Below are 26,586 nucleotides of genomic sequence, written 5' to 3' on the forward strand. Positions count from 1 at the left end.
CAATGCCGCCAAGCCTCAGCCAGCACGAAGCCTTCATCTATGTCATGGTGATGATGTCCGCCGTCGACAGGAACATGGCCGACGATGAGTTCGCCGGGATCGGCAGGCTCGTCCAGTTTTTGCCTGCCTTCGACGGCTTCGACGAGCATCGACTGATCGAGATCGGTCGCGAATGCGCGAACCAGCTTTCCGCGCCGGAGGGCCTTGACGTCATTCTCGAAATGATCCGCGAAGCCTTGCCGCAACGTTTTTATGACACGGCCTATGCGCTCGCCGTCGAGCTTGCCGCCGCCGATCAGCGCATTCGCAACGAGGAAATCCGGCTGTTGCAATTGCTGCGCGACCGGCTGGGCCTCGACAAGCTGACCTGCGCCGCGATCGAACGCGCCGCCATCGCGCGCTTCCGGAAGTAACCGCCGCCCGCGGGATGCCAGCGTGTCTTGCGTCCTCGATTCTCGTAAGCTGAGACACAAGAATGCGCGTGGAAAGCTGCCCGACGGTCGCTCAACTGGAGCGCAGCCTCGTTGATGAGGTCCTGACAGATGCTGTTTTTCGGTATTGCGGAACCCCTCTGGCGGCTGGTCGCCTTCGGCGCCGCCTTCACCCTGCTCGCGCTTTTCGAACTTTCTCATCCGCGTCTTGAGCGACCGGAACTCATGAAGGCGTTGAAGGCCCGCCGTTGGGCGACGAACCTCTCGATCCTTCTTCTCTCCTCGCTGCTGCTGCGTGTTGCCTTTCCGGCTGCGGCCACAGGGGTTGCGCTATGGGCTGACGCACGCGGATACGGAGCGCTGCCCGCGCTCGGCGTCCCGCCTCTGCTTGCCGGCCTCATCGCCTTCGTCATGCTGGATTTTGCTGTCTGGCTGGAGCACGTCGCGTCGCACAAGCTGCCGATCCTTTGGCGCATCCATCGGGTCCACCATGCCGATCCGGGCGTCGACCTGACGACGGCGCTCCGCTTCCATCCATTGGAAATTCTTCTCTCGATGGCCTGGAAGGCTGCGGTGATCATCGCGCTCGGCGCGCCAGCGCTATCCGTGCTGCTGTTCGAAATCGTCCTCAACGCCGGTGCCATGTTCAACCATGCCAATCTACGCCTGCCCCAGCGGGCCGACAGCATATTGCGGCGCTTCATCGTCACTCCCGATATGCATCGCATCCATCACTCCGTCGAGAGAATTGAAACGGATTCGAACTACGGCTTCAATTTTTCCATCTGGGACCGGCTGTTCTCGACCTATGTCGCACAACCCGCGAGCGGCGACGATGCGATCGAGACCGGCCTCAAGGCCTACGGACGCAAGGAGCCGACCAAGCTCGTCTGGTCGCTCATGCTGCCGTTCCGGCGTGATTTAGGCTGAGACGGATACGGCTCTGCTCAGTAGATGCCATTCGGGAAATAGCGCAGATAAATCTCTTCGAGCCTGCCGTTGCGCGACAGCGCCAAAAGCGCGTGATCGATCGCCTGCGTCAAGGCCGGCTCGGCCTTGCGGTTCATGATCGTCAATCCTTCTCCCAGGAAGTGCTGCGAGAAATAGGCGCCGTCGAGCAAGGCGCAGCATCCGCCGGCAACGCTGCTCGAAATCCAGAACGAGAGTTGCATGCCGTCGGAAAAGACCGCTGCAACCCCGCCTTGTTGCAACGCGGAGAGCATGGCGTTCCGGTCAGGAAAGGTCTTGGGTTCGATTTTCGGAAAGAAGGTCTTGAGCATCGCCTCGTGCGTTGTACCGGACACGACGCCGACGGGCTTGCCTTCAAGCTCGACCGCACTTGCCACAGGCTCTTCGGCCTTCGTGTTGACGGCAAAACGGGCCGGTAACTGCATGAAGGCCCTGGAGAAAGCGAAACGCTGGCGCAACTCCGGGCGAACCGCAATGCCCGCCGCGACGGCCTCGCCCTGGCCCTGCTCAAGCGCCGGGATGAGCTCAGCGTAGGTCACGGCCTGGATCTGGCACTTGTCTTCGATCAGCAGTTCCCGGCAGATTTCGCGCGCGAGGTCGACGTGGAAACCGGAAAGCTTTCCCGATTGGTCAATGAAGTTGAACGGCGGGAAATCGACCGTTGTCAGAAAACGAAGCCGTGCAAGCCCGGTGAGATCCGGCCGGGCGATACGTTCGCGGGCGTCGAAAAGCAGCGGTAGATCCCGTGGTTGCGCAAGCACCGGTTTGGCGACGAGCAGGGCGCAAAGCGCCAATGTAACGCAAATTCGTAGACTCAGAGCACGCGTCATTGCGATCCGATTCTTGGCGCCGCGGCCCGGGAACACGCGGATTCGGTTTGGTTTTTCGAAAGATTATCGAGATGTTGCCCGGCTGGCTACAGGAACCTCCACGAGACGGGCAGGCGCGACGAAGGCGGTTCGATCAGTATTGTCGGAAGACCACAGGAAAAAGTGGAGCGGGTGATCGGGATCGAACCGACGACATCAAGCTTGGGAAGCTGGCGTTCTACCACTGAACTACACCCGCAACAGAAGCGGAAATTTCATCAACGGCCGCGATCTGTCAAGCACTTACAGCGCCGCGCCTGTCATCAGACGCGCATTGCCGCATGTTTTTCTTCCAATCGGGCCCTGTTCAAGGAACATGCCGCAGGCTTACTCGGCGCGGAAATGCTTGGAAAGCTTCAGGCCCTGCGCCTGATAGTTCGAGCCGAGGTCGAGGCCATAGAGACCTTCCGGCCGCTCCATCATGTGCTCGTAGACGAGGCGGCCGACGATCTGCCCGTGCTCGAGAATGAACGGCACTTCGTGGCTGCGCACCTCGAGCACCGCCCGGCTGCCGCTGCCGCCGGCGGAAGCGTGGCCGAAGCCCGGATCGAAGAAGCCGGCATAGTGAACGCGGAATTCGCCGACGAGCGGATCGAAGGGCGTCATCTCGGCTGCGTAGAGCGGCGGAACGTGAACCGCTTCGCGAGAGACGAGAATATAGAATTCGTCCGGATCGAGGATCAGGTCGTCACGGCCTCGGCTGTAAAGCGGCTCCCAGAAGTCGAAGACCGGGTGCTCGGCCTTCTTGTCGACATCGACCACCGAGGTGTGGTGCTTGCCGCGATAGCCGATCAGGCCGTCCGGTCCGGTGCCCTTGAGATCGATCGACAGCGCGATGCCGCCGCCGGTGACATTGGGCCGCTCGCTGGCAACCAGCACGTCGCTTTCATGCAGCGCCAGAAGCTCCTGTTCGGAGAGCATGGCCTGGCCGATGCGGAAACGGATCTGCGACAGCCGTGAACCGCGCCTGACGACGATCGGAAAGGTGCGCGGGCTGATTTCCAGGTAGAGCGGTCCGCTGTAGCCCGCCGGGATCTTGTCGAATTCCTGCGCCCTGTCGGTGATGACGCGGGTGAAGATATCGAGGCGACCGGTCGAGCTCTTCGGATTGGCGGAGGCCGACATGCTCTCCGGCAGTGCAAGGCTCTCCATCAGCGGCACGATATAGACGCAGCCGGTTTCGAGCACCGCGCCCTCGCTGAGGTCGATGACGTGCAGTTTCAGCCGGTCCAGCTTGTCGGCAACGAGATGGGCGGGACCGGGCATGAAGCTCGCCCTGACGCGAAACGCCTTGGCGCCGAGACGCAGGTCGAGGCTCGCCGGCTGGATCTGGTCTTCATCCAGCGGCCTCTCGCTTTTCAAGCGTCTCGTGGCGAACAGCGCGGCAATTGCGCGGTCGGCCAAAATTCCTGTCTCGCGAGCCATTCCGATCCTCATTCCAGTTGCCAGACAAAACCAAACTCCGGGAATTGACGCAAGCACGCCCAGGCAGTATTGGAGCTTTATCCCGTGGTGATTTGGCCGGTCGGCTTGCAGCCACGTTAAACAAGTAGCTAAAAAGGCCGGGTGTCAAACCGGCCCGTTTCGCGGCCGGTTTTTTTGTTTTGAAAGTGATTGTCGCATGAGCAAGACCTGGCGCCCGGCAACCCAACTCGTTCACGGTGGGACCCTCCGCTCGCAGTACGGCGAGACTTCCGAAGCGATCTTTCTGACACAGGGTTTCGTCTACGAAACCTCCGAAGCGGCGGAAGCCCGTTTCAAGGGCGAGACCGACGGCTTCATATATGCGCGCTACGGCAGTCCGACCAATGACATGTTCGAGAAGCGCATGTGCATGCTCGAAGGGGCCGAAGACGCCCGTGCCACCGCGTCGGGCATGGCAGCTGTCTCCGCGGCGATCCTCTGCCAGGTAAAGGCCGGCGACCATATCGTGGCTGCACGCGCATTGTTCGGTTCCTGCCGGTGGGTCGTGGAAACGCTCGCCCCCAAATACGGCGTCGAATGCACGCTGGTGGATGGTCGCGATCTCGTAAACTGGGAGAAGGCGGTTCGCCCGAACACCAAGGTCTTCTTCCTCGAAAGCCCGACCAACCCGACGCTCGAAGTGATCGACATCGCCGGCGTCGCGAAGCTTGCCGATCAAATCGGCGCCAAGCTTGTTGTCGACAACGTGTTCGCCACGCCCCTCTTCCAGAAGCCGCTGGAAGTCGGCGCCCATGTGGTCGTCTACTCCGCCACCAAACACATTGACGGCCAGGGCCGTTGCCTCGGCGGCGTCGTGCTTTCCAGCAAGGAATGGATCGACGAGAACCTGCACGACTATTTCCGCCATACCGGCCCTGCGATGTCACCGTTCAATGCCTGGACCCTGCTCAAGGGCGTCGAGACGCTTCCTCTGCGCGTGAAGCAGCAGACCGAGAGCGCCCGCCGACTTGCCGATTTTCTGGCGGAACAGCCGCAAGTCGAGCGCGTCATCTATCCCGGCCGCAAGGACCATCCGCAGGCGGACATCATCGCCAAGCAGATGAGCGGCGGCTCGACGCTGGTCGCCTTCGAACTCAAGGGCGGCAAGGAGGCGGCCTTCGCTCTCCAGAACGCGTTGGAAATCACCCGCATTTCCAACAATCTCGGCGATTCCAAGAGCCTGATCACCCACCCGGCGACGACCACGCACAAGAACCTGACGGACGAGGCACGCGCCGAACTCGGCATCTCCGCCGGCACCGTGCGCTTCTCCGCCGGCATCGAGGATAGCGAGGATCTCATCGAGGATTTCGCCCGTGCTTTGAAAGGTGTGAAGGCCTGATCAAACCGCATCCAACTCTTTGAAACGACGCAATTCCGGACGGAAAACCGCTATACGCGCTTCCTGAAATTGCTCCGAAACCGCGCGCGCACGCACGGGCGGTTTTTATCGCGGCTCGGGGAAACTGAGGCGGGCAAGAACGATGCGCGACACCGCCGTGTAAAGACAGACGATCGCGAATAAGGATGCGAGCAGCGGGAACCAGCCGGGAAACAGGCAGAAGGCCAGGAAGACGATAATGGTTTCGGTCGCTTCGGCGAGCCCTGTCGTGAAATAGAGCGACTTTGTCCCGCGCACGCTGGTCGTCATTGCTCGCTTCTCGGCGATGGTGGCATAGGCGAGAAACGTCGAACCGTTGACATAAAAAGAGAAAAGCAGAAACGCGCCAGCAAGGCCGTTTGCAACCGGATCCGCAACGATGAAGGCGAGCGGTATCGCGCCGTAGAATGCAAAGTCGAGGACGATATCGAGAAAACCGCCGAAATCCGTGCTGCGGCTGGCGCGTGCGATCGCCCCGTCGAGACCGTCGCACAACCTGCTGAGCAGGATCATGACGGCGCCGGCGAGATAGAACCCGTGTCCGATGAGGCCGGCGGCCAGCAGTCCGAGGCCGAGGCCGAAAATGGTGATAGCGTCGGCATTTACGCCCCGCTTCACGAGAGCGACGCCCAGTCCGTCAAGGAGTGGATCAAGCCGCCTGCGCACCGCACCGTCCAGCATGGATTTCGGCTCCGTCTAATTTGAATGGGACTTGTGCAATCTTGCTGTTATTCTTGCCGAAACCATATTGCAGTAAAATACCCGAATAGATTTGGCATAGGGTGTGCACATGTATCGTGCCCTGACTCGCGACATCGAGGTCACGGTTGAACCGTATTATCTGGAAGAACAGTCGGATCCGGACGATAGCCGCTATGTCTGGGGTTACCGCATCGTGATATCGAACCACTCCGATATCTCGGTTCGCCTGATGACCCGTTACTGGCACATTACCGACGAGAACGGCCAGGTGGACGAAGTGAGCGGCCCCGGCGTGATCGGGGAGCAGCCTCTGCTCAACCCCGGCGACACTTACGAATATTCCTCCGGTTGCCCACTGGATACCCCCTCCGGCGTCATGTTCGGCCATTACAGCATGGAGGCCGAAGGCGGGGAGACATTCAATGTGGCGATCCCCGCCTTCTCGCTCGATTCGCCCGGGCTTGTGCGCACCCTCAACTGAGAGTGCGGCCCCGATAGCTCATCACTGGGGACGCACCTCGCTCGCCTCGAAACGATAGGTGGTGGAGCAGAACTCGCACGTCACCTTGATCACGCCGTCTTCGATGCTGCTTTCGATGTCATCGCTGTCGAGCCCCGACAACACCCCGCGGATCTTCTCGCGCGAGCAGCTGCAGCGATCATAGACCGCTTGCGGCTGATAGACACGGACCCCGCGTTCGTGGAACAGCCGATAGAGCAGCCTTTCCGTTCCGACGGTCGGGTCGGTCAGCTCGTCAGTGTCGATCGTCTCGACCATCACCTTCGCCTCCGACCAGAGATCATCTTCCTCAACGAGGTGGAACATCTCCTCCCCCTCGTCGCCGTCACCGCCCGGAAGGTCCGGCTGGCGCATGCGTTCGGGAGCGTCCGGCAGGAACTGGGCAACCATGCCGCCGGCGCGCCAGCGGTGCCGCGGCTTGCCGTTTTCGTCGCGATCGAGAAGCTCGGCGACACCAAGGCGCACCTTGGTCGGGATCTGCTCCGACTGGCGGAAATAGACACCGGCGATTTCCTCGAGCGTTGCACCGTCGAGTTCGACAATACCCTGGTAGCGCTGCATGTCGGCGCCTTGGTCGATGGTGAAGGCAAGAACGCCCCTGCCAAGGAGTTCGTGGGGCTGCGTACGCCCCCCCTCCTCCGCGGCAGCCAGAGCCTCCTGGCTGTAACGGGCGTAGGCCCGGACCCGGTCCGGCGTCGAAAAATCCGCCACGACGAGATCGACCGGACCGTCGCCCTGAGTCTGAACGATCAGCTTGCCCTCGAACTTCAGCGACGTGCCGAGCAGTACCGTCAGCACCACGGTCTCTGCGACCAGCCGCGCCACGGGCAGCGGATAATTGTGCCGCTCCAGGATGGCATCGAGCATAGGGCCGAGCTGCACGGCGCGGCCGCGCACGTCGAGCCCCTCGACGTGGAAGGGCACGACATGGTCGTCGCCGGCAAAATCGAATTCGCCAAGCCCCCGCGCTGTTTCTGTCATATCTTGCTCCTTGCATCGCGGGCGAGGTGCGTGGGGACATCGATACCCCGGCGCAGTCTGCCCGTTATTTCGTTTGACCCTGTCGCGATCGGATTTTGTCCAGAAGGCACGTGCATTCCGACGGTGCGCGGCACGCGCTCACAATGCACAATGACTGATTGGCGGCCACTATCCGGCAGCATGACCGGAGCCGGCCTCATGCCGCCTAAATTGTGTTTCAGCTCGGCAAATTCAATAGGCACCCCGGTTCCACAGGCTTCCGGTCTCCGACGGTCCCGCGCCGGCCATTCCAGGACCACCCAAAACGACCGGGTCTTCGGATCAGGGCGGAATGCCGTCAAAAGACCGGCACCGCGCTCGTCAGACGATGCCCATGCACCAGGCAAGGATCGATTTCTGTGCATGCAACCGGTTCTCCGCCTCGTCGAAGACAACCGATTGTGGGCCGTCGATAACCTCGTCCGTCACCTCTTCGCCGCGGTGCGCCGGCAGGCAGTGCATGAACAGTGCGTCCGGCGCGGCGTGCTTCATCAATGCCCCATTGACCTGGTAGGGCTGGAAAACATTGTGGCCGCGGGCGCGGTGCTCCTGGTTCATCGATACCCACGTGTCGGTGACGACGCAATTGGCTCCCGCGACGGCCTCCTCGGCCTCGTGGCAAAGCAGGATCTCACCGCCATGGCTGCGCGCCCAGTTGAGGAACTTGTCTTGCGGCTCGGAACCGAGCGGCACCGCCATGTTCATGCGATATCCGAAACGCGCCGAGCCTTCGATCAGCGAATGGAGCACGTTGTTGCCATCGCCCGCCCAGGCGATCGTCTTGCCCTTGACGGGCCCGCGATGCTCCTCGAACGTCATGATGTCTGCCATGATCTGGCAGGGATGCGTATCATCGGTCAATCCATTGATCACCGGCACCGTGGCGTGTTCGGCGAGTTCCAACAGCCGGCGATGATTTGTCGTGCGGATCATGATGGCGTCGACGTAGCGCGAAAGAACCTTTGCCGTATCGCCGATCGTCTCGGCTCGGCCAAGCTGCATTTCGGTTCCGGAAAGAAACAGCGTCTCGCCACCGAGCTGGCGCATGCCGACGTCAAAGGAGATGCGCGTGCGGGTGGAGGGCTTCTCGAAAATCATCGCGAGCATCTTGCCGGCAAGCGGCCGTTCAGCGGTGCCGGCTTTGGTCGCCGTCTTGCGAACGCGGGCGTCGTCAATGATCGTCCTCAAGTCGGCAGCTGTCATCGCCGAAAGATCGAGAAAGTGTCTGGTACCGGTCATCACTCAAAATTCCTGTCGTGAAAGTCAGGCCGTTCAGGCCGCCGCATTGCCGCTGTTGCTTCTGACCGCTTCGGCGGCACGCTCAAGCCTTGCGAGCCCTTCTCGGGCTTCGGCGGCAGTGGTGATCAACGGCGGCAACAGGCGCAGCACGTTTTCGCCGGCCGGAACAACAAGCAGCTTCTCCGCACGGATTGCTTTCAACAGATCGGCCGAGGGCACCTTTGCCTTGATACCGAGCATAAGTCCGTCCCCGCGGATTTCCTCGATCACATCCGGATAGCGGTCCTTGAGCGACGCAAGCCCCTGCCGGAAAACGAGAGCGACGTCGCGCACCTGGTCCAGGAAACCCTCGGCGAGAACAACGTCGAGGACTGCGTTGCCGACTGCCATTGCCAGCGGATTGCCGCCATAGGTCGAGCCGTGCGTGCCCGTGACCATGCCAGCGGCCGCCTCTTCGGTCGCAAGGCAGGCGCCCAGCGGAAAGCCGCCGCCGATGCCTTTGGCGACCGCCATGATGTCGGGCCGGATGCCGGCCCATTCATGGGCGAAGAGCTTGCCGGTCCGACCGACGCCGCACTGAACCTCGTCGAGGATCAGCAGCAGGCCGAACTCGTCGCAAAGCGCCCGCAGCTCCTGCAGAAACTCCTTGCTGGCCAGGCGAATGCCGCCCTCGCCCTGGATCGGTTCGATCAGGATCGCCGCCGTCTCGTCATTGATCGCATCCTTGACCGCAGCGAGGTCGCCGAAAGGAACCTGATAGAAGCCTGGCGCCTTTGGCCCGAAACCCTCGATGTATTTCTGTTGGCCGCCGGCCGCGATCGTCGCGATCGTGCGGCCATGGAAGGCACCTTCGAAGGTGATGATATGGAACTTTTCCGGATGCCCTTTGGCGAAATGATAGCGGCGCGCAGTCTTGATCGCGCATTCGAGCGCCTCCGCACCCGAATTGGTGAAGAACACGCGGTCCGCGAAGGTCACGGCCGTCAGCCGGCGGGCCAGGCTTTCCTGCCCGGGAACCTCGTAGAGATTGGAAAGATGCCAGACCTTGTCCGCCTGCGCCTTCAGCGCTTCGACGAGGTGCGGATGGGCATGGCCAAGCGAGTTCACGGCGACCCCGGCGGCAAAATCGAGATAGCGCGAGCCGTCTTCGGCAACAAGCCAGACGCCCTCGCCTCGCTCGAAACGCAACGGCGCGCGCATATAGGTGTCGTAGAGCGGCGTTGTTGCGGCCATGGCGAACTTCTCCTTCCGTCCTGTTGGCATCGATATCGGCTGATCGCGTCCGATAAAAATCAAAAATGCCGCCTTTCGGCGGCGCAGGCACTATTCCTATTTCGCACCGCAATGTCAACAAAACCAAGGCTTGCAACGGCCCTGAAGGCGCGGATTCCGACGTGCGAAAAAACGTCCGGCGAGGGCTTGCAAAAATGCAACGGCCAGCGAGCAAGTTGGGGAAAACCCCAAAATCGATTCGGCGCGATTCCTGCGACTCTTGCCACGGAGTCACCCTGCCAGTAGGTTAATATTCAATTACTAGACGCATGCGGCGGACCTAGTCACCAAAAGAGTTATCGCGTTGCAGCTCCGGAGTTTTTCCGGAGCATGGTGATGGATTCTGCCATCCAACGCCGAGAACGGAGAGTGCAGAATGAACTGGACTGACGAGCGGGTGGAGAAACTGAAGAAGCTGTGGTCGGAAGGCCTGAGCGCCAGCCAGATCGCGGCACAACTGGGTGGCGTCAGCCGCAATGCCGTTATCGGCAAGGTTCACCGGCTGAGCCTTCCGGGGCGGGCCAAGGCCGGGGGCACCACTGCTGCCGCACGCCCCAAGCGCACCACTTCTGCTCCCCGCGCGCCGAATTACGCCGCGCGTGTCACAACCCGCACCGTCACCCGCACCGCTGGTGCCACCGTGCTCAAGGAAGAGATCGAAGTCGATCTCGTCGCGGATCAGGACCTCGAACTCGCACCGAACGTCGTCGTTCCGATGTCCCGCCGCCTCGGCCTGACGGAGCTCAACGAGCGTACCTGCAAGTGGCCGATCGGCGACCCTTTGAAGGAAGAGTTCCATTTCTGCGGCAATGACTCGCCGGAATCGTCGCCCTATTGCAGCTATCACACGCGGCTCGCCTATCAGCCTTCCGGCGAGCGCCGGCGGATGCGCTGATCGGTTCTTGCGAACGCAAATGAAAAAAAGGGGCCCAAGGGCCTCTTTTTTATGTCTGCAGAACGCGGACAACAGCGGCGCGTTCAGCTTTCAAGTGAATAGCCGGCACCGCGCACGGTGCGAATGACATCGGGCATGTTCGAAAAGTTCAGCGCCTTGCGCAGACGGCCGACATGCACGTCCACGGTGCGCTCGTCGACATAGATGTCATGGCCCCACACGCCGTCGAGAAGCTGTGAACGGGAGAATACGCGCCCCGGTGAGGACATCAGGAACTCCAGGAGCCGGAACTCCGTCGGTCCGAGCCGAACCTCGCGGCTGCGCCTGTGGACGCGGTGCGTCTCGCGATCGAGTTCGATGTCGCCGCAGCGCAAGAGCGTCGAAAGTACCTCGGGCTTGGCGCGCCGCAGCATCGCCTTCACCCTCGCCATCAGTTCCGGCGTAGAGAACGGCTTTACGACATAGTCGTCCGCGCCGGTGGCGAGACCGCGAACCCGCTCGCTTTCCTCGCCGCGCGCGGTCAGCATGATGATCGGCAGGCGCTCCGTTTCCGGCCTCTGCCGCAGCCGGCGGCAAAGTTCGATGCCGGACACGCCGGGCAGCATCCAGTCGAGGATCAATAGATCGGGCAACCGCTCCTGAAGGCGGATTTCAGCCTCGTCTCCACGCAGGATCGTATCGACGTCGAATCCTTCGGCCTCGAGATTGTAGCGCAGGAGGACGCTCAGCGCCTCCTCGTCCTCGACAACAGCGATCTTCGGCAACATTCGGTCATGCTCCTTCCCACGCGCGGGTGCCATCATGCCACCGCGGCACAATACGGGCCGCGAATAATCGCGACCGGGACAAGATTAACGCATGCACCTCGGCATGCGGTATCGGGCGCCCTAGATCGTTTCATTGAAACAGTGAAACGATCTGACTCTCTGAACGACGCAACTCCGGACGAAAAACCGTCTTCATGGAATCGCTCTAGTCCGTCACGGAGCCCAGCGTCGACGTCGTGTCGTCCTTCGGCCGTTCGCCTTGCAGCTGAGCACCCGTCGCCATGTAATAGATCGTTTCGGCGATGTTGGTCGCATGGTCGCCGATACGCTCGATGTTCTTGGCGCAGAAGAGAAGATGCGTGCACGGTGTGATGTTGCGCGGATCTTCCATCATATAGGTCAGCAGTTCGCGGAAAAGCGACGTGTAGATCGCGTCGATCTCTTCATCGCGCTCGCGGATGCTGTTCGCCTTTTCCGGCGAACGGGACGCAAAGACGTCGAGCACTTCCTTGAGCTGGACCAAAGCCAACTCCGCAAGATGCTCCAGGCCACGCGCAAGCTTGCGCGGAATGCCGGATCCGGCGACCGCGATCACCCGTTTGGCGGTATTCTTGCCGAGGTCGCCGACGCGCTCCAAATCGGCGGCGATCCGGATCGACCCCATGATCTCGCGGAGATCCGACGCCATCGGCTGACGCTTGGCGATGGTGACGATCGCCTTCTCGCCGATCTGACGCTCGGCGTCATCGAGGATCGCGTCGTCGGAAATCACCTTCTGCGCCAAGGCCAGATCCGAGTTCACCAGCGCCCGGACAGAGTCCGCCACCATCTGCTCGGCAAGCCCGCCCATCTCGGAGATCCGGCGCGTGAGATATTTCAACTCCTCGTCGAAGGCGGACGTTATGTGTGCATGAGTCATTTTCGTTTCCTCAAGGCGCGCGCTGGTCTGGACGGACCTTCATCAATCGTAAGGGTTGGAAGTCGCTTTAGCCGAACCGACCCATAATATAGTCCTGCGTGCGCTGATCATCCGGATTGGTGAACATCTTGTCGGTGTCGTTCTCCTCGACGAGATTGCCGAGGTGGAACATGGCGGTGCGTTGCGAAACACGCGCAGCCTGCTGCATCGAATGGGTCACGATGACGATCGTGAAATTCGCGCGCAGCTCGTGAATGAGCTCCTCGACCTTCGCGGTGGCGATCGGATCGAGCGCCGAGCAGGGCTCGTCCATCAGGATCACTTCGGGGCTGACCGCAACGGCACGCGCGATGCAGAGGCGCTGCTGCTGGCCGCCGGAGAGGCCGGTGCCCGGCTCTAGCAGCCGATCCTTGACTTCGTTCCACAAGCCAGCCTTCACCAGGCTGTTCTCGACGATCTGATCCAGGTCGGACTTGTTACGCGACAGACCATGGATGCGCGGGCCGTAGGCGATGTTCTCGTAGATCGATTTCGGGAATGGGTTCGGCTTCTGGAACACCATGCCGACGCGAGCCCTGAGTTCGACCACGTCCACGCTCGGATCGTAGATGTCCGACTGGTCGAGCGTGATCTTGCCGGTTACGCGGCAGCCTTCGATGGTGTCGTTCATGCGGTTGAGCGTGCGCAGGAAAGTCGACTTGCCGCAGCCCGAGGGACCGATCAGCGCCGTCACGGTATTCTTGCGAACATTCAGGTTCACGTCGAAGAGAGCGCGCTTCTCGCCGTAGTAGACGGATACGTCCTTTCCGACCATCTTGAAGTTTGCATCGCTCATCTTCTGATCCAGCGCCTTTTCAACTGCTGCTTCGGACATAATATTCATCTCTGTTTCTCCCTACCAGCGGCGCTCGAAGCGCTGCCTGAGAAATATCGCGATCCCGTTCATCAGCACGAGGAATGCCAGAAGAACCAGGATTGCAGCGGAGGTTCGGGAAACGAAGCCGCGTTCGGGGCTATCGGCCCAGATGTAGATCTGTGTCGGTAGTGCGGTGGATGCAGCGAAGACGCCCTCGGGCGGGCTGGTGATGAAGGCGTTCATGCCGATCAGCAGCAGCGGTGCGGTTTCGCCGAGCGCTCTTGCCAGCGAGATGATGCTGCCGGTCATGACGGTCGGCATCGCAAGCGGCAGGATGTGGTGGAAGATCGCCTCGTGCTTCGACGCACCCACGCCGAGCGCGGCCTCGCGGATCGAGGACGGTACCGACTTCAGTGATACGCGGGTCACGATGATAAGCGTCGGCAGCGTCATCAACGCGAGAACGAAGCCACCGACGAGCGGAGCGGAGCGGGGCAAGCCTAGCCATCCGAGGAAAACCGCAAGGCCGAGCAGACCGAACACCACGGAGGGCACGGCGGCCAGGTTGTTGATGTTCACCTCAATGAGGTCAGTGAACCTGTTCTTCGGCGCGAACTCTTCGAGATAGATCGCAGCGGCGATCCCGATCGGGAAGCTGATCACGAAGCACACCAGCAGCGACCAGAACGAGCCAGAGATCGCACCCGCCAGACCCGCAAGCTCCGGGAAGCGGCTGTCGGCATTGAAGAATAGACCCCAGTTGAACGGCTTCGAGATCACGCCATTGGCGACCAACTGATCGTACATGCCGATCTGCTTGTCATTGATGCGGCGTTGGTTCTCCGGGATGTCGCGGCTGATCGCGCCCTTGGCCAACTGATCGACGGGATCGGCCATCGGAATGGTGAAGCTGCTCTTGCCGGTCAACCGGCCGGGGTCGTCAACGACGGCATCGCGTACGAGGAATGGTGCCGACGAGGTGAACATTTCGAAGAACTTGCGTTCATCGCTTCTGCGCATCTCAGGCACCTGTGCCCGCAATGCGCCACGGACGATGCCGCGCCAGTCGGCCTCGCCAATGTTCGCCGGATCTACTTTTGCCGTCGACAGATCGATTTCGATGGTCGCGACGGTCTGCGTGAAGGCCGTGTAGCCCGTGAAGGTAAGCGAGCCGACGAGAATTGCGAGGAAGCCCAGCGCGAACGTAATTGCGATGATGCCATAGATCTGCAGCCGTCGGTCGGAGGCGTACCGGGCCCTCCGTCGGGCTTTCATCTCGTCGGAGTGCCAGTCCACGCCGGCCGCTGAGACGGTGTCGGTCAGTGCTGCGCTGGACATCAATATTTCTCCCGGTACTTCCGCACGGTGCGCAGAGCGATGAGGTTCAGGATGAGCGTCACGATGAAGAGGATCAGACCCAGCGCGAACGCCGCCAGTGTCTTCGGATTGTCGAATTCGGAGTCGCCGATGAGAAGCGTGACGATCTGCACGGTCACTGTCGTAACCGCGTCGAACGGGTTCACCGTCATCTTCGCGATCAGGCCCGCGGCCATCACGACGATCATCGTTTCCCCGACGGCGCGGCTGAGCGCTAGCAATACGCCGCCGACGATGCCGGGCAATGCCGCCGGAAGCAGAACCTTCCGGATGGTTTCACCCTTCGTGGCGCCGAGAGCAAAAGAACCCTCGCGCATCGCCGTCGGCACGGCCGCGAGAGCATCGTCGGAAAGCGAGGAGATGAACGGGATGATCATGACGCCCATCACCGCCCCGGCCGCCAGAGCGCTGTTCGGAGAGGATTCGATCCCGAGGCTGATGCCGAGGCTGCGCACGGCAGGCGCCACAGTGAGAACGGCGAAGAAGCCGTACACGACGGTTGGAACGCCTGCCAGGATTTCGAGCAGCGGCTTGATCACCGCGCGGAAACGCTTGTCGGCATATTCCGTCAGATAGATCGCCGAAAGGATTCCGGTCGGAACGGCGACGATCATCGAGATGAGCGAGATCACGAAGGTGCCGAAGAGAACCGGAATGACGCCGAATGCGCCCTGCCCCGCCACCTGGTCCGCGCGGATGGCAATCTGCGGCTCCCAGCGCAACCCGAACAGGAATTCGGTGATCGGCACCTTCGCAAAGAACTGGAGCGCCTCGAAGACAAGCGAGGCGATGATGCCGAGGGTCGTCACGATCGCGACGAGCGACGAGAACATCATGAAGTAGGTGACGGAACGCTCGACGCTATGGCGTGCCCGGAAGCGGTTGCCGATGACCTTGTAGCCGAGGAAGGCACCGATCGCCATCAGGGCTGCGATGACAGCGACCATCGCAATGGCCGAAATCTGCTGAAGCGACTTCAGATGCGTAACGGCAGCCTGGATTTCGGGGGTCGGTTCCTTGAAGATATTCCCGGCCGCGACCTGGCGGACTTCGCTCATAATAAGAGAACGAGTGGTCGCGTCGAGGCTTTCCGAGCCAGGAAAACTGGCGACAACCAGTTGATTGATGACGCTGTTCTGCCCGGCCAGCCACAGCAAAAGGAAGATGAAGGCAGGCACACCGGTCCAGATGGCGGCATTCAGACCGTGGTAGATCGGTCGCGAATGGGTTTTTTCAGAAGCTCCGTTTTGCGTCGCGCGTGCGCGCGCAGAGCCGACAAAGTGCATAACAAGCGCCGCAAGCGCCAAAATGGCTAACAAATATCCGGACATCGTGGCCCCCAGATCAAAAGGTGGGGCTGCCTACCACAGGCGGCAGCCAGCCCCAATGCCTGAGTTACGATCCGAGCTTCTTGGCTTCGGAAACAGCCTTCTGGACTTCGCCGCGCTTGGCGTCGTCGAGCGGCGTCAGGCCGCGCTCTGCCAGGTAGCCATCCGGTCCGAGAGCCGCGTCGGAGACGAACTCTTCCAGGAACTCCTTCATGCCCGGAATGACGTCGCGGTGAGCGTTCTTGATGTAGACAAAGAGCGGGCGAGCGACCGGGTAGGATCCATCAGCGATCGTGTCGAAGTTAACTTCAACATTGTTGACCTTGATGGCCTTCAGCTTGTCGGAGTTTTCGTAGAGGAACGAGTAGCCGAAGATGCCGACCGAGTTCGGGTCGGATTCAAGGCGCTGCACGATCAGGTTGTCGTTTTCGCCGGCTTCGACGAACGGACCGTCCTGGCGCATGCGCGAGCAGACTTCGGTCCACTTCTTTTCATCGGCCTTCTTCAGGTCGGCCATGCCCGGCAGGCCCTTGCAGCCGTCGTGCATGACGAGTTCGACGAAGGCGTCACGCGTGCCGGAGGTCGGCGGCGGGCCGAAGGCAACGATGTTGGTGTCCGGAAGCGAAGCGTCGATGTCCGACCACTTCTTGTTCGGGTTGGCGACGAAGCCACCCTTGCCGTCCGGAAGCTCGGCTGCAAGAGCCTTGAAGATTTGTTCTTCGGTGAGATTCCAGTCGGTTTCGTTGGCGCGCGAAACAGCGATCGAGAGGCCGTCATAACCGATCATCGCTTCGGTGATGTCGTTCACGCCGTTGTCGGCGCAGAGCTTCACTTCGGATTCCTTGATGGCGCGCGACGCGCCGGTGACGTCAGCGAAATCTTCGCCTACGCCGCCGCAGAAGGCCTTGAAGCCGCCGCCGGTACCGGTGGACTCGACGACCGGAGCTGTCTTGCCGGACTTGTTGGCGAACTCTTCGGCCACAGCCTGCGAATAGGGGAACACAGTCGAGGAACCGACGAGCTTGATCTGGTCGCGAGCCGCTGCGGCGCCCGCGAACGCGGCGGAGGCGACCAGCGCCGCTACAGTGAGTTTAAGAGCTTTCATAGATGTTCTCCCGGAATGGGCTTGTGTTGGTGCGCTTCAATTCCAGCGCTCTCTTCGCCGTATGATCGGCCGCCCCTAGTTAGCCGCCGATGGTCACACCTTTTATGTCAATTCGGTGAAACATTTATGACAGTCTATGTCATTGAAGAAGCTTCGTAATTTCGACATCCGCGATGCGCCGGCGACGTTTTGTGTCAGAAGCGGACCGTGAAGATCGTACCCTTCCCGACCTCCGAATGAATTAGGAGACGGGCACGGTGGCGCGTGAGGATATGCTTGACGATGGCGAGCCCCAGGCCGGTGCCTTTTTTGGAGCGGCTCGCCTCCACGTTAACGCGATAAAAACGTTCGGTAATTCGCGGTACGTGCTCGGCCGGAATGCCTCGCCCGTAATCCTCGACAGTCACCTCGGCCTGCTTGCCCTGGTCTCCGGTCAGCCGGACATCCACCTTCTTGCCTTCCTGTCCATACTTGCACGCGTTCTCGATCAGGTTCTCGAAGACCTCGATCAATTCGTCGCGATCTCCCGGGACGAAAACCGGCGCATCAGGAACATCGAGCGAGATCGTGACGTCAAGCTCGGTTGCGAGCGGCAGCAGGCTGTCGCGCACATGCCCGAGCAGCGGCGCCAGGTCGACCATGTCCTCGGGAGCAAGATGTGACTTTAGTTCGAGCCTGGAGAGCGACAGGAGGTCATCGACGAGACGGCTCATGCGGGTGACCTGCTCGTGCATGATGCCGAAGAATCTCTCCTGTGCCTTCAGGTCGTTGCGCGCCGGACCCTGCAGCGTTTCGATGAAGCCGCGCAGCGATGCGAGTGGCGTGCGCAGTTCATGGCTGGCATTGGCGACGAAATCGGAGCGCATCCGGTCGATACGGCGCACTTGCGAAATGTCGCGATAGGTCAGCAGGAAGATGCGCCGGTTCGAAGCATCGGCTTCAATCTCGGCGGGTGCGACCCTGACGACATAGACAGTATCCGACGGTAGCCTCTCGGTGTGTTCGATCTGATTGATCTTGCCGGTGGCGATGGTCTCGCGAACCATATCGAGAATGCCGGGTGAACGGACGCGTGCGGAAAGGTCGGTATTCGGGGGAATGCTGCCGAACGCCTTTTCGGCAGCAACGTTCTGAAAGAGCACGGTTTCATCCGCCGCAACGACGAGCACGGGCATGTCGAGCGCATTCAACGCCGGGACCAGCGGGTCTCCTCCCTTTTCGGTCGCAACAGCGGTTACCGGAGCCGGCTGCACGGACGGCACGCTGCGATTGAGCAGCGCCGCGGCAAGCACGATCCAGAACGGCAATACGGCAAGGATATGAATACCGGCGAGCGTAGCGAGAACGGCCAGCAAGACCGAAAGGCCGAGAACCCACCGTTCCGCCTTCAGCTTCGGCAGCAGGGCCCGCCAGAGCACCCTTGCATTGTCCAACACAACATCCTCATGACTCAATTGCGCCCTCCTGATCACGCACCGCGAAGGCAGAGAGATAGCGCTGGTTCATGACATGATTTTCACGACATGCTTGAATCCGCAACGCAATTATGGCCTCTTTCAGAGAAATCGAGCGTCAGCGGGAGGCAAAGCAGATGGCGGCAGAAACGGCGGCAGCCCAGTCCGAACCGGAGAGCCGGGCGGTCGAACTGCGGATCGGCGGCAAGTCCCGCATCTTCGATATCGACATTCCTGAATTGCCGAAATGGATCGATGACGAGGCCTTTTCCTCCGACGATTACCCCTACAAGAAGAAGCTCGACGAGGACGAGTACGAAGAAACGCTGACGAAACTTCAGATCGAACTCGTCAAGGTCCAGTTCTGGATGCAGGCTACCGGCAAGCGCGTGATGGCCGTTTTCGAAGGGCGCGACGCGGCCGGCAAGGGCGGCGCCATCCACGCGACAATGGCCTATATGAATCCTCGTTCCGCTCGCATCGTCGCGCTTACCAAGCCGACCGAGACCGAACGCGGCCAATGGTATTTCCAGCGCTACGTGGCGACCTTTCCGACCGCTGGCGAATTCGTACTCTTCGATCGCTCCTGGTACAACCGCGCCGGCGTCGAACCGGTCATGGGTTTCTGCACGCCCGAGCAATACGAGCATTTTCTCAAACAGGCGCCCCGCTTCGAGAAGATGATTGCCGACGAGGGCATCCAGCTCTTCAAGTTCTGGCTCAATATCGGCCGGGAGATGCAATTGAAGCGCTTCCATGACCGCCGGCATGATCCGTTGAAAATCTGGAAGCTGTCGCCGATGGACATCGCGGCACTGAACAAGTGGGATGACTATACCGAAAAGCGCGACCGGATGCTCAAGGAGACGCACACCGACCATGCGTCCTGGACTGTCATCCGCGGCAACGACAAGCGCCGAGCCCGGATCAACCTGATCCGCCACATGCTCAAGAACCTGGACTACGACGGCAAGGACAAGGCGGCCATCGGCGAGATCGACGACAAGATCGTCGGTTCCGGACCGGGATTCCTGAAATGATCCGCGAAGCGGTTGACCGCATCACTGACCCGGCAGCACGCGGATCGCAAAAATATCCAGGCTGTTGCCCGCTCCGCTGACGTCGCTATTGAGCACGAGCCTGCCCGGGCTGCTTGGCGCAGGGCTCTGCTCGAACGAAACCTTGAAAAGCATGTCGAGGCGTTCGTCATGAACGGTGAACCGGTGGCGGCCGCAGGCGCCGAGCGAAGAGAAGTCGCATTCGACGGAAAATTCCGCGGTCTTGCCGGGCGCGGCCTGGACCGTGAGCGCCAGTGTCGATGATTTGCCCGAGAGCTGCTCAAGGATATCGGCGGGAATTTCGAAGACGAGATCTCCATCCTTGCCGGCGACTGCCGACGTCACGCGCACGCGCTCTCCGCCCTCGTCGTTCAAAGGCTCGACGGTGGCGCGCACGCCCGGCTTGATCGCGGCGGCGTTCGCCGCTGTGAAAACCTCGACCCAATCGCCGGAGAAGCCTTCCTGTGCGCCGAGGTTCTGAAGCCGTGCGGCGCCTTCGAAATCTTCCGATTCCACCGTGGCAGGCGGATTGGCGACATTGGTGTCGCGCTCGGCCGGAGACTTCAGCAGGTCGTTGGTCTGGATCCACCAGACAGCAGCGCCGGCTGCCGCCGCGAGCGTTGCCAGGACCATGGCGAAGGAAAGCAAGCGCCCGCGCCGGCGCTTGCGGGGGCGCTTGTCGGCAGCGCCCAAGTCAGGTGCGGCGGGTGCGACCTTGCCACCCGACGATGGAGATGCTGGTGTAGCGACGGGCCGACCCGAGGCGAGCGAGTCGTCGCGATCAGCGCGCAGGGCGCCGAGGTCGCTCTCGCCTTGCGCCGCACGTCCTTGTCCGCCGAGAGCCGGCTCTCGCCGGGCAGAAACGGAAAGGTCCGCAGCCGCCGCATTCGGCGCTGCCCGCTCGCCTGCTTCACCGAGGCTGACGACCGGTGGTGCAGCGGCACGCCGCAACGCAGCGCGTTCTTCGGTCTCGATCGCATGAATGACCGCTTCGAGCCGGTGGCGTTGTTTCGCAATCAGATCCGGGTCTTCGATCTGCTGCTTCTTCAGTCCGTTTTCCAGCGCCTGACGGGCCGACTGATAGATGCGTGCGCGGATTTCCGCATTGGTCCGGTCGGAACGTTCCAGTGCATTCCTGATCGCAGTTTCGAGTCCGCTCACATCAAATCCTTCTGCACAACGAAGCCCTGCTGCATGTTTCCTTAGATCGTTCCGATTTAAGGAAACATGCAGCAATTCAAAGCACCACAGCGACCTTTTGCGCGTCTAACGAGACACGCGACGCTGCAGCGGCGCGGCGTGGCCAAGCGGGCATTCCCACCCTTGGGAGGAGAGAATGGTTCCCTTCCCGATCCACGACATTGGTTTTATTAACGATTGGGTAACCGTTGCTTTCGGAATCTGCAAGTCCGGCCGTAAGACCGCCGGGGACTTCCGCGGGGAAAACCGAGCGAGGACCGGATTGACGGGTAAAATGCGTCTCTTTGCAAGTCCATCGGATTGCTGCTATCTATTTTGACGTTTACGCAAACGTCAAAGCAATGAGGGATGGAGAAGCCTGATGCCTTTGCCGCCAATTCTTTCCGGAACAACGAGACTGCCGGTGGTCGGCGCGCCGCTCTTCATCGTCTCGCATCCCCGACTGACGATCGCGCAGTGCAAAGCCGGCGTCATCGGCTCCTTTCCCGCCCTCAATGCGCGCCCGCAAGCGCAACTGGATGAGTGGCTTGCGGAAATCACCGAGACGCTCGCCGACCACGATGCCAAGCACCCCGACCGGCCGGCGGCGCCATTCGCGGTCAATCAGATCGTCCACAAGTCGAATGCCAGGCTCGAGCAGGACCTGATGCTCTGCGTCAAATACAAGGTGCCGATCGTCATCTCGTCGCTCGGCGCGGTGCCGGAAGTGAACGCAGCGATCCATTCCTATGGCGGCATCGTGCTCCATGACGTCATCAACAATCGCCACGCCAATTCGGCAATCCGCAAGGGCGCCGACGGCCTGATCGCGGTGGCGGCCGGGGCCGGCGGCCATGCCGGAACGCTCTCGCCTTTCGCGCTCATCCAGGAGATCCGCGCATGGTTCGACGGACCGCTCCTGCTTTCCGGCGCAATCGCCACCGGCGGCGCCATCCTCGCCGCGCAGGCAATGGGCGCGGACATGGCCTATATCGGCTCCTCCTTCATCGCCACCGAAGAGGCGCGCGCCAGTGATGCCTACAAGCAGATGATCGTCGACAGCAGCGCCGCCGACATCGTTTATTCCAACTATTTCACCGGCATTCACGGCAATTATCTCAAGCCCTCGATCAGCGCAGCCGGCATGGATCCCGACAAGCTGCCGGAAGCGGATCCGTCGAAGATGGACTTCGGCAGCGCCGCCGAAGGCGCCAAGGCCTGGAAGGACATCTGGGGCTGCGGCCAAGGCATCGGCGCCGTCCGCGAGATCGGCACGGTGGCTGAGCTCATCGACCGGCTGGAACGGGAATATGCCGCGGCACGAACCCGGCTCGGGCTCGGCGTCCGTCGCGATGTTCATCCGGCCAAGGAATTTTCAAGTTCTCGAAACTGATGGCTTGAAATCTTGGCGCTTTGCGTTTATCAGCGCCTCACACTTCGTTCCGCGGCCATCCGCGGAACCATCAGGGCCGCTTTAGCTCAGTCGGTAGAGCACATCATTCGTAATGATGGGGTCACGTGTTCGAGTCACGTAAGCGGCACCATTCTTTTCAAACACTTAGCAAGCTTCGACCTTCTTAACCCGCCCTCGACGGCTGATCGGGGTAACGTTCCGGGTAACAGAAGCAAAAAAGCCCGCCTCTCGGGACGGGCCAGTGTGGCATATTAGCTTTCCGACTTGATTGGCTTGAATGCCGCGACGAGCAACGGGCATTCCTTCTGCGCGTCCGGGCAAATTCTCCAGTGACGCCGGATCAGGTTAAGCGGATGCGTTGTTCTCTTCGATGGCGAACGCCACCTGCAGCTCCATCTGTACCGCGTGCATGAACAGGCTGGCTTGGCGTGATATCTCTTCCTCGACAACGCCCGACCTTCTGAGCGCCGCGGCAAAGTCGGTCATCTCAGACCGCCAGAAACGGTTTGCTTGCTCTCCATGGAGCCTCTGGAGGGCTTCTGCGCATCGTTTGACATCGCCCATGCGCCGATTGGCCGGGAACTGCAGAACCGCCATGCTGTCTCCATCATTGCTAGGCGAATCGCCTGAGGATAGGACCACAATCGCCGCCAGTCCTTCACAAAGATTGAACGGCGAATCCACGCGACATGCGACGCAACATGAGCGCCGGTTAAACAGAAACGAAAAAAGCCCGCCACGTTTCCGCAGCGGGCGCTTTCAGATCGCCAAGTTGGCGAACTGATCTCAATTGTTGAAGGCCAGGATCATCAAATGCAAGCAGTCCTTATCATCGGGGTCCCAATGACATTGCCATTTCTTAATCCCCGGATTGGCCTCAAATGCCGCCGCCTTCAATTCCTCTAGCGCTGCCTGCATACGCTCCCGCGGGCTCAGGACAGGCGCAGGAGCGGCAATAGCCGGCAGCGGTGCTGCAGTTGCGGCAATGCCGCCAAGAATGGATCTGCGAGTGATCTGGCTCATTGCCGCGCCTCCGGAATTCCCCTGACGCCTTCGACGATCGACCTGGCATTCCGAACGAGGCTTTTCGCAGCCATGGCGAGACGCTGGAAAACCGCTCCTTCCTCTTTGTCATCGACTGTGCCTGCCGCCATGAAGATGGCCTCGCAGAAGTCCGACGCCTCGCTGAGCTTGTCGGAAACAGCAATTAGATCCCTGCTCAGCAGGCCGAACTCCGCCTCGCTGTAAATGCTCCTAAGCCGTTGAGCCTGAGTAGTGAAATTCTTCGGCAAGCCTTCGGCGGCTGCCTGAACTGGTACGTTCGGCATTATCTATCCCTCATACTTAGGTTTAGGAACTAGGTAACTATGTGTAGTAACCATACTCAGGATCTAGGCCTTGTCAACACCTATCTAGTTCTGATACCTAGTTATCCAGTTTTGGAGAGGAAATTCAGATGCTTGCGACGGGGAATCAGCTCAAGGCGGCGCGGGCTCTAGCAGGACTAGAGCAAAAGGATGTGGCCGAGAAAGCGGGGGTGAACGTAAACACCATCCGCAATATGGAAGCGGCCGGCGCCGGGCAGATAGCGGGGCGGGCTCAGAACGTGCAGAACGTTCAGCGGGTCCTTGAACAGGAAGGGATCGAATTCTTGAACCACGGCCAACCAGGCGTGCGGCTTGTGGGGAAGAAGCTCGATTGAGCGAGACGGGCTACTTGGCGGCTTCCTGCGCGTCCAGGTCATCGAACCACAGGAAAGCCCAAGCCCCCTCTATCTCATGCAGGAGATCAATTGCCTCATCGGTGTTACTTTTAATCTCATCGAGTGATACATCAACGCGCTTGCCCCGCCCGACGACATTGTAGGCTTCGCTAAAGAGGTCTTGATCAAAATGACCGTGAGCGACCGTATTGCGACGGCCATTGATGGCGATTAGCCGATCATAAGGAAGTTCTGGGAAGCCTTGAATTGAGAGGCTGAGAAGCTGCAGATTCGTAATCTGCTTCACGTAATAGTCGTTACGGAGGTCGGGGAGCAGGTCTTCCCTATGATGCTGCGCCAAAATGATTTCTATGGTGCGCCGGACTGCGTTTTCGAGGGCGTTGAAATGCACTAGGAACTCGCCCACCGCCGCGGCGTACTTTTTCCTCATTTCAGGACCGGCGAACGGGCCAGGGAATAATCCCTCCAACTTTGCCATCTTGCTTAGTCGTCCGCCTTTGCGCGCTCGCGCCGTTCAAGCTCAGATTCGACGGCTTGGCGGATGAATTCAGCCCGCTTATTCTTGCCAACGAGCGCATCTATCCGCTCCGGCATGCCCTCTGGCAGCCGCACAAGAATAGGTTTCACTTTCAGTGGAGGCCGCCCCATGCGGCGAGGATTATTCGATATCGGAAAGTGAGTCAAACCGCCCTCCGCTGGCGCATAAGCGATATCGCTTATTGAGGTATAAGCGATATCACTTATGATTTCAACCTTCGATCGGATGGAGGTTGATGATGCCAAGTGTCGGGAAGATACGCATTGGCTCCGGCCCTGAAGACGTGGTCGTAATCATCGACAACGGTTCGCCACCTTTGCTCGTGGATCTTTTCACCGAGCTCGCTGATGAGGAGGGGATAGTTCGGCTTTCGTTCGCCGCGCTGACGCAGGACGGCGAAGGACAGAAGAAGGCTGACGTCGTGGCGCGGCTGAGAATGAGAAAGGAACTCGCTTGGGAGCTATGCCGGGCAATCAAGGAGTTGGACAAACCCAGGGACAGACATAGACGGCCCTTGACATAGCCGATCCGCATTGGGAACTGTCTCGCCATGCATCCGCCGCGGAGGCAAGATGGCGACTATTCCCCCTCGACAACCCTTTACGATCGACGACATGATTGAGCACGACGTGTTGCTGGAGCGATACGAGTGGCTGAGCGCGCAAATCTTGAACAAGTGGAAGCGCTCGGGAGTTATCCGCGGTTTCCGAGGCCGCGGCGGGAAGCTGGTGTACCCGAAAATCGATATTTGCCTGGCACTCGAAGTCGAACTGAATAAGAGCATTGAGGGAAAATGACGAAGAGAGCGCCGATTAAACAAGCGGATCTCAACCGCTTGGCTGCTGTCGTTAAGCGGAACAACATCACTGTTGAGGTTGAGGCAGAAGGATACACGATCCGGATGTCCCCAGGATCGCCAGCAGCTGTCGCACCCTTACCAGAGCCAGAGCCGGAGCTGGATACGCGGTGGGACATTCCTTGGGCAGATATTCCGCCAGAGCCAATTCAGCCTCCACTGAATTGGAGAGAGAGCAAGGCGATGGACTACCTAGTTGAGCGCGGCGCCGAGGTCAGAGTGGACTGGTACATGTTGAAGGATTTCGGCACCCACACGCAGAAGAAACTCCAAGAGCGGGGGTTCATCGAGGCAAGCTCAGAAACAGACCGCCACGGCCACCCGGACGAAGTATGGTTGACTAGAGCGGGAGCAAAAGCGATGCGTGACCAGCGTTCGCACCGGGATAAGTATCCATGTTTTTAGACGGAAATACCGAAGAAGCTCTTGTCGCGTTACCCGAGGGGCGTACTCCGGAAGAAGTCGCACGTCACTTCGGCGTTTCCCCCCGCAAGCTGCGTCAAATGGCACGTGAGCTGGGCGCGTGCCGTATTATTGGCAATCGTATGTTTCTGTTGCCCGCCGACATCGAGATAATTCTAGAGGCATCGAAGCCGAAGCCTAAACCTGACTACCACCCGAGAGGCGACTATGCGGAGCTTTTGCGGCTGCGGGCACGCATGAAGAAGGAAAAGGAAGCAGCGGCGAAAAAGAAGAAGTGACTTCCGGAACGGGTGAAGTCCGATAACGAGCGCAGGAATAGGGATGACAGAAATTAACACGCTCGACGGGGCGCTGACGCCAGCCGCAGCAGTTGCGAAGCTGCAGGCTGCTGGCATCCAGGTTTCGGAAAGAACGTTGCGAGAGAGGGCAAGAGCCCTCGGCGCCTGCCGGGTAATTGGGAAGGCAATGTTCCTGCTACCATCAGATATCGAGGTGATTCTTGAGGCTGCAAAGCCCAAACCCAGAGTTCGCTATGACGTTTCCCCTTACGAACCTCAGCCCGCTCCAATCAGAGCTTGGACGGACGACGACACCGAGAAGCTAAGGGAGAGAATTCTGAATCAGAACAAGCAGCGAAACAAAGCAGCGAGGAAGGCGCGAACGAAATGACGTCCCATGCAGATGAGGTCAAGCTAAGTGCATTCACGTTCCACGAGCAGGCAGTCCACGCTATGGCGGCGGACAAGCTGTGCGCCCTTGATGCGATCGAATTGAGGGGTGAGATCCTGGTGGTTTTGACATGGCTGGCAAATCCAGAAATGGGCCTC

At 60.3% G+C, this 26,586-nt stretch carries 31 protein-coding genes, 2 tRNA genes and 1 riboswitch; of the genes, 14 read left to right on the forward strand and 19 right to left on the reverse strand.

The genetic code is table 11. From position 1 onward, the window contains the following. Positions 1-2 precede the first annotated feature (2 nt). Entirely contained in the window at positions 3-413 is a 411-nt protein-coding gene (locus QN219_RS25270) for a tellurite resistance TerB family protein (protein ID WP_284002846.1), read from the forward strand. Positions 414-542: 129 nt separating this feature from the next. Beyond that, the gene (locus QN219_RS25275; RefSeq protein ID WP_284002847.1) at positions 543-1,361 is read left to right on the forward strand and encodes a sterol desaturase family protein; all 819 of its coding nucleotides are present in this window, start codon (positions 543-545) and stop codon (positions 1,359-1,361) included. Between the two features lie 17 nt (positions 1,362-1,378). Here the strand turns inward: QN219_RS25275 and QN219_RS25280 are convergent, their stop codons facing one another. The 3 genes from QN219_RS25280 to QN219_RS25290 form a co-directional block, all read right to left on the reverse strand. Further along, complete coding sequence (locus QN219_RS25280) at positions 1,379-2,230, reverse strand: transporter substrate-binding domain-containing protein (protein WP_284002849.1); 852 nt, start codon at positions 2,228-2,230, stop codon at positions 1,379-1,381. Between the two features lie 163 nt (positions 2,231-2,393). Then, positions 2,394-2,468, reverse strand: a tRNA-Gly gene (locus QN219_RS25285). A 128-nt stretch (positions 2,469-2,596) separates the two neighbouring features. Beyond that, positions 2,597-3,694: a 2'-deoxycytidine 5'-triphosphate deaminase gene (locus QN219_RS25290; RefSeq protein WP_284002851.1), complete on the reverse strand. Its 1,098-nt coding sequence runs from the start codon at positions 3,692-3,694 to the stop codon at positions 2,597-2,599. A gap of 74 nt (positions 3,695-3,768) precedes the next feature. After that, positions 3,769-3,847, forward strand: a riboswitch (SAM riboswitch). Positions 3,848-3,890: 43 nt separating this feature from the next. Between QN219_RS25290 and QN219_RS25295 the strand changes: the two genes are divergently transcribed. Continuing rightward, positions 3,891-5,075, forward strand: a complete 1,185-nt coding sequence (locus tag QN219_RS25295; protein ID WP_284002852.1) for an O-succinylhomoserine sulfhydrylase — start codon at positions 3,891-3,893, stop codon at positions 5,073-5,075. 105 nt (positions 5,076-5,180) lie between these two features. Here QN219_RS25295 and QN219_RS25300 read toward each other — a convergent pair whose 3' ends face one another. Further along, positions 5,181-5,795 carry a CDP-alcohol phosphatidyltransferase family protein gene (locus QN219_RS25300; protein WP_284002854.1) on the reverse strand — a complete coding sequence of 205 codons (615 nt, stop codon included), beginning with the start codon at positions 5,793-5,795 and terminating at the stop codon, positions 5,181-5,183. A 109-nt stretch (positions 5,796-5,904) separates the two neighbouring features. Between QN219_RS25300 and apaG the strand changes: the two genes are divergently transcribed. After that, positions 5,905-6,297 carry a Co2+/Mg2+ efflux protein ApaG gene (gene apaG, locus QN219_RS25305; RefSeq protein WP_284002856.1) on the forward strand — a complete coding sequence of 131 codons (393 nt, stop codon included), beginning with the start codon at positions 5,905-5,907 and terminating at the stop codon, positions 6,295-6,297. Between the two features lie 21 nt (positions 6,298-6,318). Here apaG and QN219_RS25310 read toward each other — a convergent pair whose 3' ends face one another. The 3 genes from QN219_RS25310 to QN219_RS25320 form a co-directional block, all read right to left on the reverse strand. Further along, positions 6,319-7,317: an Hsp33 family molecular chaperone gene (locus QN219_RS25310; protein WP_284002858.1), complete on the reverse strand. Its 999-nt coding sequence runs from the start codon at positions 7,315-7,317 to the stop codon at positions 6,319-6,321. Positions 7,318-7,677: 360 nt separating this feature from the next. Next, on the reverse strand, positions 7,678-8,595 hold the full coding sequence (argF, locus tag QN219_RS25315; protein ID WP_284002860.1) for an ornithine carbamoyltransferase: 918 nt from the start codon (positions 8,593-8,595) through the stop codon (positions 7,678-7,680). Between the two features lie 33 nt (positions 8,596-8,628). Next, on the reverse strand, positions 8,629-9,828 hold the full coding sequence (locus QN219_RS25320; protein WP_284002861.1) for an aspartate aminotransferase family protein: 1,200 nt from the start codon (positions 9,826-9,828) through the stop codon (positions 8,629-8,631). A gap of 415 nt (positions 9,829-10,243) precedes the next feature. Here QN219_RS25320 and QN219_RS25325 point away from each other — a divergent pair, with 415 nt between their 5' ends. After that, positions 10,244-10,762 (forward strand): GcrA family cell cycle regulator, encoded by a 519-nt coding sequence (locus tag QN219_RS25325; protein WP_284002862.1) that lies wholly within the window; start codon positions 10,244-10,246, stop codon positions 10,760-10,762. 83 nt (positions 10,763-10,845) lie between these two features. Here the strand turns inward: QN219_RS25325 and phoB are convergent, their stop codons facing one another. From phoB to phoR, 7 genes are all read right to left on the reverse strand, one after another. Then, complete coding sequence (gene phoB, locus QN219_RS25330; protein ID WP_034797168.1) at positions 10,846-11,529, reverse strand: phosphate regulon transcriptional regulator PhoB; 684 nt, start codon at positions 11,527-11,529, stop codon at positions 10,846-10,848. Positions 11,530-11,734: 205 nt separating this feature from the next. After that, positions 11,735-12,448 (reverse strand): phosphate signaling complex protein PhoU, encoded by a 714-nt coding sequence (phoU, locus tag QN219_RS25335; RefSeq protein ID WP_284002863.1) that lies wholly within the window; start codon positions 12,446-12,448, stop codon positions 11,735-11,737. Between the two features lie 67 nt (positions 12,449-12,515). Then, on the reverse strand, positions 12,516-13,331 hold the full coding sequence (gene pstB, locus QN219_RS25340; RefSeq protein ID WP_280660240.1) for a phosphate ABC transporter ATP-binding protein PstB: 816 nt from the start codon (positions 13,329-13,331) through the stop codon (positions 12,516-12,518). Between the two features lie 12 nt (positions 13,332-13,343). Continuing rightward, the gene (pstA, locus tag QN219_RS25345) at positions 13,344-14,627 is read right to left on the reverse strand and encodes a phosphate ABC transporter permease PstA (protein ID WP_405052262.1); all 1,284 of its coding nucleotides are present in this window, start codon (positions 14,625-14,627) and stop codon (positions 13,344-13,346) included. A 14-nt stretch (positions 14,628-14,641) separates the two neighbouring features. Further along, positions 14,642-16,012 (reverse strand): phosphate ABC transporter permease subunit PstC, encoded by a 1,371-nt coding sequence (pstC, locus tag QN219_RS25350; protein ID WP_284002864.1) that lies wholly within the window; start codon positions 16,010-16,012, stop codon positions 14,642-14,644. Positions 16,013-16,076: 64 nt separating this feature from the next. Further along, complete coding sequence (locus QN219_RS25355) at positions 16,077-17,114, reverse strand: substrate-binding domain-containing protein (protein WP_284002865.1); 1,038 nt, start codon at positions 17,112-17,114, stop codon at positions 16,077-16,079. A 194-nt stretch (positions 17,115-17,308) separates the two neighbouring features. Next, positions 17,309-18,568, reverse strand: coding sequence for a phosphate regulon sensor histidine kinase PhoR (gene phoR, locus QN219_RS25360; RefSeq protein ID WP_284002866.1), 1,260 nt, complete (start codon positions 18,566-18,568; stop codon positions 17,309-17,311). A 137-nt stretch (positions 18,569-18,705) separates the two neighbouring features. Between phoR and ppk2 the strand changes: the two genes are divergently transcribed. After that, positions 18,706-19,608 carry a polyphosphate kinase 2 gene (ppk2, locus tag QN219_RS25365; protein WP_284002867.1) on the forward strand — a complete coding sequence of 301 codons (903 nt, stop codon included), beginning with the start codon at positions 18,706-18,708 and terminating at the stop codon, positions 19,606-19,608. A gap of 21 nt (positions 19,609-19,629) precedes the next feature. Here ppk2 and QN219_RS25370 read toward each other — a convergent pair whose 3' ends face one another. Continuing rightward, the gene (locus tag QN219_RS25370) at positions 19,630-20,787 is read right to left on the reverse strand and encodes a biotin transporter BioY (RefSeq protein ID WP_284002868.1); all 1,158 of its coding nucleotides are present in this window, start codon (positions 20,785-20,787) and stop codon (positions 19,630-19,632) included. Positions 20,788-21,187: 400 nt separating this feature from the next. On the opposite strand from QN219_RS25370, the gene QN219_RS25375 reads away from it, so the two are divergent. Both QN219_RS25375 and QN219_RS25380 read left to right on the forward strand, forming a co-directional pair. Then, positions 21,188-22,198, forward strand: coding sequence for a nitronate monooxygenase family protein (locus QN219_RS25375; RefSeq protein WP_284002869.1), 1,011 nt, complete (start codon positions 21,188-21,190; stop codon positions 22,196-22,198). A 75-nt stretch (positions 22,199-22,273) separates the two neighbouring features. After that, positions 22,274-22,349, forward strand: a tRNA-Thr gene (locus QN219_RS25380). A gap of 215 nt (positions 22,350-22,564) precedes the next feature. On the opposite strand, the gene QN219_RS25385 is transcribed toward QN219_RS25380, so the two are convergent. The 3 genes from QN219_RS25385 to QN219_RS25395 form a co-directional block, all read right to left on the reverse strand. Beyond that, positions 22,565-22,816, reverse strand: a complete 252-nt coding sequence (locus QN219_RS25385) for a DUF6074 family protein (protein ID WP_284002870.1) — start codon at positions 22,814-22,816, stop codon at positions 22,565-22,567. A gap of 189 nt (positions 22,817-23,005) precedes the next feature. Continuing rightward, positions 23,006-23,242 (reverse strand): hypothetical protein, encoded by a 237-nt coding sequence (locus QN219_RS25390; RefSeq protein ID WP_284002871.1) that lies wholly within the window; start codon positions 23,240-23,242, stop codon positions 23,006-23,008. Further along, complete coding sequence (locus QN219_RS25395) at positions 23,239-23,547, reverse strand: hypothetical protein (protein ID WP_284002872.1); 309 nt, start codon at positions 23,545-23,547, stop codon at positions 23,239-23,241. Before QN219_RS25395 ends, QN219_RS25390 begins: the two co-directional genes overlap by 4 nt. 128 nt (positions 23,548-23,675) lie before the next feature. Here QN219_RS25395 and QN219_RS25400 point away from each other — a divergent pair, with 128 nt between their 5' ends. After that, entirely contained in the window at positions 23,676-23,921 is a 246-nt protein-coding gene (locus QN219_RS25400; RefSeq protein ID WP_284002873.1) for a helix-turn-helix transcriptional regulator, read from the forward strand. 10 nt (positions 23,922-23,931) lie between these two features. On the opposite strand, the gene QN219_RS25405 is transcribed toward QN219_RS25400, so the two are convergent. Beyond that, positions 23,932-24,420, reverse strand: a complete 489-nt coding sequence (locus tag QN219_RS25405) for a hypothetical protein (RefSeq protein WP_284002875.1) — start codon at positions 24,418-24,420, stop codon at positions 23,932-23,934. Positions 24,421-24,718: 298 nt separating this feature from the next. On the opposite strand from QN219_RS25405, the gene QN219_RS25410 reads away from it, so the two are divergent. Genes QN219_RS25410 through QN219_RS25430 form a run of 5 tightly spaced genes read left to right on the forward strand, consistent with a single transcriptional unit; the run spans position 24,719 to position 26,428 of the window. Beyond that, entirely contained in the window at positions 24,719-25,003 is a 285-nt protein-coding gene (locus QN219_RS25410; protein ID WP_284002877.1) for a hypothetical protein, read from the forward strand. A gap of 49 nt (positions 25,004-25,052) precedes the next feature. Then, positions 25,053-25,277, forward strand: coding sequence for a hypothetical protein (locus QN219_RS25415; RefSeq protein ID WP_284002878.1), 225 nt, complete (start codon positions 25,053-25,055; stop codon positions 25,275-25,277). After that, positions 25,274-25,741 carry a hypothetical protein gene (locus QN219_RS25420; protein WP_284002879.1) on the forward strand — a complete coding sequence of 156 codons (468 nt, stop codon included), beginning with the start codon at positions 25,274-25,276 and terminating at the stop codon, positions 25,739-25,741. The genes QN219_RS25415 and QN219_RS25420 overlap by 4 nt, the downstream gene beginning before the upstream one ends. Beyond that, complete coding sequence (locus QN219_RS25425; protein WP_284002881.1) at positions 25,732-26,037, forward strand: hypothetical protein; 306 nt, start codon at positions 25,732-25,734, stop codon at positions 26,035-26,037. The genes QN219_RS25420 and QN219_RS25425 overlap by 10 nt, the downstream gene beginning before the upstream one ends. Before the next feature lie 43 nt (positions 26,038-26,080). Further along, positions 26,081-26,428, forward strand: coding sequence for a hypothetical protein (locus QN219_RS25430; RefSeq protein WP_284002883.1), 348 nt, complete (start codon positions 26,081-26,083; stop codon positions 26,426-26,428). Positions 26,429-26,586: the final 158 nt, after the last annotated feature.

The sequence above is a fragment of the Sinorhizobium sp. 8-89 genome, assembly GCF_030124325.1.
GTDB lineage: Bacteria > Pseudomonadota > Alphaproteobacteria > Rhizobiales > Rhizobiaceae > Sinorhizobium.